Annotated in this window: 7 protein-coding genes; 4 read left to right on the forward strand and 3 right to left on the reverse strand. The window is 54.4% G+C overall.

All coding sequences use genetic code 11. From position 1 onward, the window contains the following. Window positions 1-148: 148 nt before the first annotated feature. Together ACTIKR_RS17865 and ACTIKR_RS17870 are read right to left on the reverse strand one after the other, a co-directional pair. On the reverse strand, window positions 149-907 hold the full coding sequence (locus tag ACTIKR_RS17865) for a YdcF family protein (protein WP_193090736.1): 759 nt from the start codon (window positions 905-907) through the stop codon (window positions 149-151). 3 nt (window positions 908-910) lie between these two features. Continuing rightward, window positions 911-1,870, reverse strand: coding sequence for a glycosyltransferase family 9 protein (locus ACTIKR_RS17870; protein WP_442328561.1), 960 nt, complete (start codon window positions 1,868-1,870; stop codon window positions 911-913). A gap of 140 nt (window positions 1,871-2,010) precedes the next feature. Here ACTIKR_RS17870 and msbA point away from each other — a divergent pair, with 140 nt between their 5' ends. Both msbA and ACTIKR_RS17880 read left to right on the forward strand, forming a co-directional pair. Next, window positions 2,011-3,768, forward strand: coding sequence for a lipid A export permease/ATP-binding protein MsbA (msbA, locus tag ACTIKR_RS17875; protein ID WP_193090734.1), 1,758 nt, complete (start codon window positions 2,011-2,013; stop codon window positions 3,766-3,768). Window positions 3,769-3,842: 74 nt separating this feature from the next. Then, window positions 3,843-4,205, forward strand: coding sequence for a hypothetical protein (locus ACTIKR_RS17880; protein ID WP_014751176.1), 363 nt, complete (start codon window positions 3,843-3,845; stop codon window positions 4,203-4,205). Between the two features lie 22 nt (window positions 4,206-4,227). Here the strand turns inward: ACTIKR_RS17880 and rng are convergent, their stop codons facing one another. Beyond that, window positions 4,228-5,691, reverse strand: a complete 1,464-nt coding sequence (gene rng, locus ACTIKR_RS17885) for a ribonuclease G (RefSeq protein ID WP_193090733.1) — start codon at window positions 5,689-5,691, stop codon at window positions 4,228-4,230. Between the two features lie 149 nt (window positions 5,692-5,840). On the opposite strand from rng, the gene folE reads away from it, so the two are divergent. Both folE and ACTIKR_RS17895 read left to right on the forward strand, forming a co-directional pair. Then, the gene (gene folE, locus ACTIKR_RS17890) at window positions 5,841-6,581 is read left to right on the forward strand and encodes a GTP cyclohydrolase I (RefSeq protein WP_442328562.1); all 741 of its coding nucleotides are present in this window, start codon (window positions 5,841-5,843) and stop codon (window positions 6,579-6,581) included. Window positions 6,582-7,152: 571 nt separating this feature from the next. Then, window positions 7,153-8,124, forward strand: a complete 972-nt coding sequence (locus ACTIKR_RS17895) for an alpha/beta hydrolase-fold protein (RefSeq protein ID WP_442328563.1) — start codon at window positions 7,153-7,155, stop codon at window positions 8,122-8,124. The last annotated feature ends 483 nt before the right edge of the window (window positions 8,125-8,607 follow it).

Here is an 8,607-nt window from a genome sequence, read left to right on the forward strand (position 1 = left end):
AAGTGGTGCCGGGCCTGCGGCGGGCCAGCCAGATTGCACTCAATTTTAGTTGACTGCAGCACTGCGTTTGATCTATACGGATGAGCTGCCAGATCCCGCCCATGACGCTCTGGCCAGAAGATACTCAGGTCGGGCCAGCAGCCCTGCATCACACCCAGCCGCGCAACCAATACACCAATACACCCACATATTCCTTGAGAATCGAGCGGCTGCCGGCCAAGGCCCGCTCATTGGGGATGAAGAGCGAAAAGTCCTTGTCGTCCGGTATAGTGATTTGGGCCGGATTGGGGGCGGCGGTGACGTCCAGGCCATATTTGCTGAAAGAGGCCATGGAGCGGGGCATGTGCAGGGCGGAAGTGACCAGCAAAATGGAACGGATCTGGTGGTCCCGCAATTGCTGCACCGTGAGTGCGGCATTCTCATGCGTGGTGCGGCTCTCATTCTCAAGAATGATGTCCTCTGCCGGTACGCCCAGCGTTTTGAGCCTGGCTGCCATGCCGCGCGCTTCGCTGACGTCGCCCGACAATGCGCCACCCGACACCAGTATGCGAGGCGCTTTGTGCTGGAAATAGAGTTCGGCTGCCGTGTCCACGCGGGCAATCTTGGAGTCGGGCGCAAGCGGTTCAAACCAGTTGATGCGATTATTGGCCGTGGCGCCACCGAGCACGACGATGGCCTGCGCGGTCGGATATTGCGCGGTAGGACGGTGCGGATAACTGTTTTCCAGAATTCCTCCAAACAGGATGGAGGTAACGGGCAGAGACCAGATCAGTACCCACAGTATGCCGGCAAAAATAAGTGACAGCCCGCTACGCTTAAAGCGAATCAGGCATAGCACAAACCCCAGAACCATCAGGAAAATACACAGGTTCAGAGGTACAACAAGATTTATCAGTGAGCTGAACATGTTTTATTCGTTCCGCAATAATTGATTGACTGTGCCTAGCACATCGTCGACTGACGGCCAGTGTCCATAGGTGCCCAGCAGTTGCGCGCGGGGCGTCCACGGGCGGGTACGCGTGGGGTTGGTGACCCCGATCAGGGTAAGCTGGGGCGTTTCGGTTAGCGCAGCCAGGTGGGCCACACCCGAATCGTTGCAGATGACCAGGCGGCACTGCCGAAGCAATGCGACAAAGGCGGCAAGATCCAGTGCAGGAAGCACTGTCGCGGTCGGCGCATTGGCCTGCGCCTGAGCAACTTCATTGGGCGGCGGCGACATGACAACAGTATAACCTTGTGCCTGCAACTGACGAGTCAGGCTGTCAAAGTGCGGCCATACCTTATTTCTGCCCTGATGCTCTCCGGTTGCGGTCGGCGCGATCAGTATCGGTGCATCGGTTGCCGCAGCCGCCGATAATGCCGCTTGCGCGGCAGCGATGGCGTCTGCGCCAGAGGGCAAATACAAGCTGTCTGCGGGTTGCGCGGCCAGCGTCAGCCCCCACCGAGCGAAGGCCTCGCGGGTAAGCCAATACCAGGATTGCACGGCATGCAGCGTTTGCGATGGTTTGGCAAAGCCCCACTTGAGCAGCAGCGAGCGGCCATCGTCCTGGTACCCCGCACATTGCAGGCCCGCCAGACGGAAGGCCAGCGCACTAGTCAGCGAATCGGGCAGCAGCAGCCCCACGCTGCGTCCTGCGCCAGGGTGGGCACTGCGATGCGCTTTGATGCGTCGACGGTCTTGGCGCCACTGGCCGCTGAGCGCCAGAAACTGCAGGTTGGGCAGGTCTGCCAACAGGGCCTGGGCCCATGGCTTGCCGCAGGCCACGATGGTCAGGCCGCTGGCCAGCGCTGCCTCGATCGCAGGCCTGGACATGCAAACGTCACCAATCCAGTTTGGCAGCCGGATGTAAACACGTTCTAGGTTTTTCATGCTCCGGATTTTAGCGTGGTTTTCATGCTGCCGCGGCAAACTTCTCCCGATAATCCAGCCAAACAGACACGCAAGGCCAGTCTAAACCGGTAAAATCCCCGGGATGAACAGTAAGAAAATGACAGTATAAGGTACCCAGATTGGATAACTCTTTCAAAAGCGGTAGCCGCAAAACCGTGTTTCGACGTATTTACGCCAGAGTCGGTGACTACTGGCAGGCCCTGGTCACAGCGCTGGTGCTGGTGTCTGTGGCCGCAGTCACCCAGCCCGCGCTGGCCTATATCATGAAACCCCTTCTTGACGAGGGTTTCAATGGCGCCAAGCCACACTATATCTGGTCCATTCCGCTCACCGTTGTGGGGCTGTTTCTGGTGCGTGGCGTCCTGAACTTTCTGAGCGATTACCTGCTGGCCTGGATTGCCAACAATATGCTGCTGGGTATCCGCAAGGATATGTTTGAAAAGCTGCTGGGCATGCCTGACGGTGAATTTCAGAAAGGCGACACCGGCAGGCTGATGAATCGTTTCACCATCGATGCCGGCAATATTACGGACTACGCCACCGAGGTGTGCATCATTCTAGTGCGTGATGGTGCAGTGGTGATTGCCCTGTTGGCCATGTTGCTGTATTTGTCATGGCAGTTGACGCTGATTATCTTCATTATCATGCCCGTTTCCGTGATTACCACGCGAATATTCATCAAGCGGCTGCGTCGCATCAATATGAAAACGGTGGATATCAACGCAGAACTCACCCGGGTGGTCAAGGAGTCCATTGAAGGCCAGCGCGTGGTCAAACTGTTCAATGGATACAATTTCGAGCGCGGGCGATTTCTGTCGGTCAATAGCGGACTGCGCCGGTTTGCCATGCGCTCGGCCATTGCCAGCGCCGCGATGACGCCCATCACCCAGCTCAGTATTGCATTTGCCGTGGGTATTGTGATTGCGACCGCGTTGTACCAGGGAAGCACCGGCGCCCTGACCGTCGGCTCATTTGCGGCGTTTCTCACGGCCCTGGCGCAAATCTTCGATCCGGTCAAACGCCTGACTAATGTTGCCGCACGTATGCAGAAAATGCTGGTGGCGGCCGACAGCGTGTTTACCTTGATCGACAGTCCCCAGGAAAATGACACGGGCAAAAAAATACTGGACTCCGATAAGTTGGGTAGCATCTCGTTTGAAAACGTGAGCTTTCGCTTTCCCGATGCCAGCAGCGACACCCTGAGCGATATTTCCTTTACCGTCAATCGCGGGGAAACTATTGCGTTTGTTGGCCGTTCCGGCAGTGGAAAAACCACATTGGTCAATATGATCCCGCGGTTTGTCGATCCGGTCAGCGGACAGATTACGATGGACGGCATCAATATTGACGATTACACACTCGAGAGTCTGCGTTCACAATTGTCACTGGTGAGCCAGAGTGTGGTGCTGTTCGAAGGCACCATGGCTCAGAACGTGGCTTACGGCTTTTTTGGCGATACCAACGAGGATCGCATACGGGAAGCGCTGGCTTCGGCCAACCTGCTCGATTATGTCAATTCGCTGCCACAAGGGCTGGAAACGCCTATTGGAGAGAACGGCGCCTGGCTCTCGGGCGGGCAACGTCAGCGTCTGGCCATCGCCCGTGCCCTCATCAAGAATGCGCCCATCCTGATTCTTGACGAAGCCACCTCGGCACTGGACAACGAGTCCGAAAGGCAGGTCCAGGCGTCACTGGAAACGCTGATGAAGGGCCGCACGACATTCGTGATTGCACACCGCCTTTCCACTGTGCAGAACGCTGATCGCATTCTCGTGCTGGACCGGGGACGTATCGTCGAGCAGGGAAATCATACCGAGCTCTTGAAAAATAGCGGATTGTACGCATCTTTATATAACATGCAGTTTCGCGACAGCTGATGGCACTTGAATTAGCCGTGCAGTCTTGCGTATCATACTGATTCCACTATCTATATTTGTATTTGAGATATATTATGACCCAATCCTCTCCCAGCCAAGGCGCTTTCTGGGGATATGAACATCCCGAGGTGAAAGGGCCCAATGCATTGATGTTTTTTACCTGGGATCTGTCCAAAACCATCGAACAGGCATTCAAGGATGCGAACGATGACAACATCAATGACTTTCTGGATACTGCCCAGACCTCGATTGATGCCCTGTTGCAAAAGTATATTGAAATCGAAGCAGATCCGGCCACGTTTGATGGCCAGAGTATCCGCCTGCGCTTTGAACAGAGTGAAGAAAGCAATACGCCGCTGATTGCTCTGGAAACGTCGCCCCACCTTGAGGATCGGATCATCAAGATGCAGGCCCGGGTTCAACCCGGCCATAGCTGACCGGCTCTGCAATCGGTCCTGATCAGATCAGGACGATATCGTACATTTCCTGGGAATACCGGTTGTCCACTTCAAGGGTAACCGGTTTACCAATAAAGTCTCCCAGCGTAGCCAGGTACTGGCTTTCTTCCTCCAGAAACAGATCAATCACCCCTTGGGAGGCAATGAGCCGGAATTCCCGGGGGTTAAATTGCCTGGCTTCCCGTAAAATTTCGCGCAAAATGTTGTAACACATGGTCTGTGGCGTTTGGATCTGACCACGAGAGTCGCAGGTCGGGCAGGGCTCGCACAATTGGTGGGAAAGCGAGTCGCGGGTGCGCTTGCGCGTCATTTCCACCAGTCCGAGCGCCGAAAAACCGTTGGTTGTGGTTTTTGTGCGGTCACGACTCAGGGCTTTCTGCAATTCGGCCAGCACCGCGTCCTGATGGTCTTTATTGTCCATATCGATGAAGTCGATAATGATAATGCCGCCCATATTGCGAATACGCAGCTGGCGCGCAATGGCGTGAGCCGCTTCCAGGTTGGTCTTGAAAATGGTGTCGTGAAAGCTGCGGCCGCCAACAAAGCCGCCGGTATTCACATCAATACTGGTCAGCGCTTCGGTCTGATCAATAATCAGGTAGCCGCCCGACTTCAGGTCTACCCGGCGCGAGAGGGCTGACTTGATCTCTTCGTCTACATTGGCCGTGTCAAACAGGGGCCGCTCTCCGTGATAGTGGTTGATTTTGTTGGAGATGCCTGGCGTGTAAATATCTGCCCAGGTCTGCAGTGTTTGCACAGTGACGCGAGAGTCGATCTCGATGGATTCGGTTTCGGGGCTGACCATGTCCCGCAATACCCGCTGGGCCAGGGTCAGATCTTCATAAAGCAGGGAAGGCGCTGCCTGCGTCATGACGGCGGCCTGTATCATGGACCAGCGGCGGGCCAGGTATTCCTGATCGCGCGCGATTTCATCGTCGCTTGCGCCTTCAGCCTGGGTGCGAATAATATAGCCGCCTTTCTCATTGGCCGGCATATGAGCCGTGACCCGTTCTTTCAGGCTATTGCGTTCTTGTTCAGATTCAATCTTTTGGGAAATGCCGATATGATTGTCATAGGGTAAATACACCAGCATGCGGCCGGCGATGCTGATCTGGTTCGATAGCCGTGCCCCCTTGTTGCCCAGGGGGTCTTTGATCACCTGCACCAGTATTGTTTGTCCTTCAAACAGCAGCTTTTCAATTTGCGTATAAGGAATGCCGGTATTGCGCACGGCGCGGTTTTCGCGCAGGTCTGCAATATGGATGAATGCCGCGCGTTCCAACCCGATGTCGACGAAGGCGCTTTGCATGCCGGGCAGTACCCGCACGACCCGACCCAGATAAATATTGCCAACTTTACCGCGCTGTCGCGTGCGCTCAAGATGAATCTCCTGAACGACGCCGTGTTCTATCAGGGCAACGCGGGTTTCAAACGGTGTTACGTTGATCAGAATGTGTCCACTCATATTATTTTCGTCTGCTACGGTTTCGTGGTTGGTGCTGTCAGCTTAGCATGAGAAGTCTGCGCAAAGCGACGGCCGGCACACAGGGGTTCATGATAAACAGTATCATAATGCATTGGATCAGGTTCATATTTCAGACAAGGACAAGTGTCGTGAGCGATAGCAACATAAACAAGGACAACGAGCAACAATCGGAGCAGGCGACGCATCCGGATGATAGGGGTTATATTTCCACACGGATCCGCCAGCGTATTCGCCAGGCCGGTGCCCGCTTTCATGCCAATGACAACATCGCCCGTTTTATCGAGCCCGGCGAGCTTGAGCTGCTGCAGCAGGAAGTGCAGGAAAAAATGCAGGCGGTGCTCTCCAGTCTGGTCATCGACACCGAGAGCGATCACAACACCAACGAAACTGCCAAGCGGGTGGCAAAGATGTATTTGCGTGAAGTCTTTGTCGGCCGTTATACCGAAGCGCCGCTAGTGACCGAGTTCCCCAACATTGAAAAGCTCAATGAACTGATGATTGTCGGGCCGATTCAGGTGCGCAGCGCCTGCTCTCATCATCTGTGCCCCATCATGGGCAAAGTCTGGATCGGCATCATGCCCAACGAGCATTCCAATCTCATTGGTCTGTCGAAATATGCAAGACTGGTTGCCTGGCTGATGGAACGGCCGCAAATCCAGGAGGAGGCCGTCAAGCACGTGGCAGACTTACTGATGAAGAAAGTAAACCCGGACGGCCTGGCGGTGGTCATGGATGCTGATCACTTTTGCATGCAGTGGCGCGGCGTCAGGGATATGGAATCGCGCATGATCAATAGCGTCATGCGTGGGTCCTTTCTGAATGACTCGGACCTGCGCCGGGAATTTCTCTCGTTGATCAAGGCGCGTTAAGGCTTATGCCTGGCGCTGGTGCAACGTCTATTCCATGACGTGCTCGGCTGGTGGCAGAAGGTATAGCCGAGTTTATAGTACGATTTATAACTGGATTGGCGTCTCACCGCGGGCTTGGTGCCTCGCTGGTACCGGCATTCGATGGCAGCGTTTTTTTGCAATAGAGCCATCGGCAGCAACAGGGGTTCAGTCCATATAGGATATTTCGGGGCTGATGGCGGGCAAGTGATTCGCACACCGGGTTCGCCGGACAGCCCAGCGATGCACGCTGCTTATGAATAGCCAGGCTTAAAAGTTAAACCCCACGCATTCTGGCCTTCGAACAGATCGGATCGCTCGGCCCGGCGACAGCTATCACCTGGCAGATAGCTGTCGGATGTCACTGTCATCTGAAAAGAGCGTTTAAGACAACAAAATGGTATTGAAGATGCTGATGCGGCGTTTATCGGACAGTTTTTTGCGACAGACGGTGTTGTCTCAGGTCTGTTTTGCCTGCGTCGTCATGCTTGGCGCCGTTGGCGCGCAAACCAGCTGGGCCCAGCCAGTGCAAGAAATCCCGCAAATCGTTTCCATGGCCGACAGCCTGTATAAAATCAGACATCACGACATGACCAGGCAGATGCACCAATACCGGGTGTTTTTGGCCACCCCAAGATCAGTACCGGCTGACAAACGCCTGCCAGCGGCGCTCTATGTGCTCGATGGCAATGCCCAGTTTCCGCTGGCAGTCAATGCCATTTATGAAAAATGGAGTGCCATGTCAGGCAAAGCGCAGTCGTCAGCGAGTTTGCCCGTCATTGTCGGCTTGGGATATCCCGAGGCAAAGGCATATCCACTTGCGGCGCGTACTCGCGATTACACCTACGCCGCGCCCGGTGACGCGTTTGCTGCCGGTGGCGGTGCGGCGAACTTCTATGAATTTGTCAGCAGCCAGGTCCGACCCTATATAGATAAGCAGTATGTGACCGACCCAGCGCATCAGATTCTTTCCGGCCATTCCTTTGGTGGCTTGTTTGCGCTCTATGTATTACTTAACCACCCGGATGCATTTGATCAATATGTCATAGGCAGCCCATCCCTGTGGTGGGGGAATGGCGCCATCCTGAACGATGCGCAGGCATTCGCGGTTAAACGGGGGAAGGGTAACGCGTTAGTTCGCGATTCTTCTGCTACAGATTCTGCTGCTATAGATTCTGCTGCTATAGATTCTGCTGCTATAGATTCTGCTGCTATAGATAGAGTCGTGTTCCCCTATAAAGATAAGGACACCGTGTCTGTCACGATTTTGCAGGGCGAATATGAGGAAAATCCCAGGGCTGATCCTAATATCACCCCGGAGCGCCTTGCTCGAATCCAAAAGCGCAATAATAATAACCAGATGAGTGCGCGCCAGCTGGATGCCTGGTTACGCACGCGGGGTGTTGATAGCCACTTCATGCTGGTGGCTCGGGGCAATCATGGTGACGTGATCCCGGCTGTTATCGAAATGGCAGCGCGGGGTGCGCTGGACAACAAAGCCGGACAAGAAAACAAGACGAACTAGAATTGCCCCGGCAAGGGAGCAGGGCAGCCCGAAAACAGAAAGCAGAAAAGAGTTGTGGCGCCATTGCCGACGCGAAAAGGTATCGGATCAAGAGCAAAACTATTTATCTGCGAGGTTGTTTGCTGCCTGCGTTGGCTCCCCGCGTTAATTTTTCGGTATTTCCTCTATTGAGCGTAAAACATGCCTTCAATTGGCAGTGAACACAGCGGGAGGATGCTGTTCAATAGCAAAAAGCAAGAGCCAAGGGTAAAAAAGGGCAGCCAGGCGCGATCTATTGGTCATATTTCGCATGGCTCGCTTTGCCCGATGTTGCATTTTTGTTGCATAAAACGAACGTGACGCGAGTGGCACTAAAAATTATAAAAATTGTCGTAAAAAGGCGAAACTGAATCAAATCATGCGCTTAGGGTAATTACGGATCTTAAAACGGCTGCGTGGGTAAAGTATTTTGTGAATTGGGCTTGCCAAGGGTCAAATGGCTTG

This window comes from Advenella sp., from assembly GCF_052108595.1.
Lineage (GTDB): Bacteria > Pseudomonadota > Gammaproteobacteria > Burkholderiales > Burkholderiaceae_B > Advenella.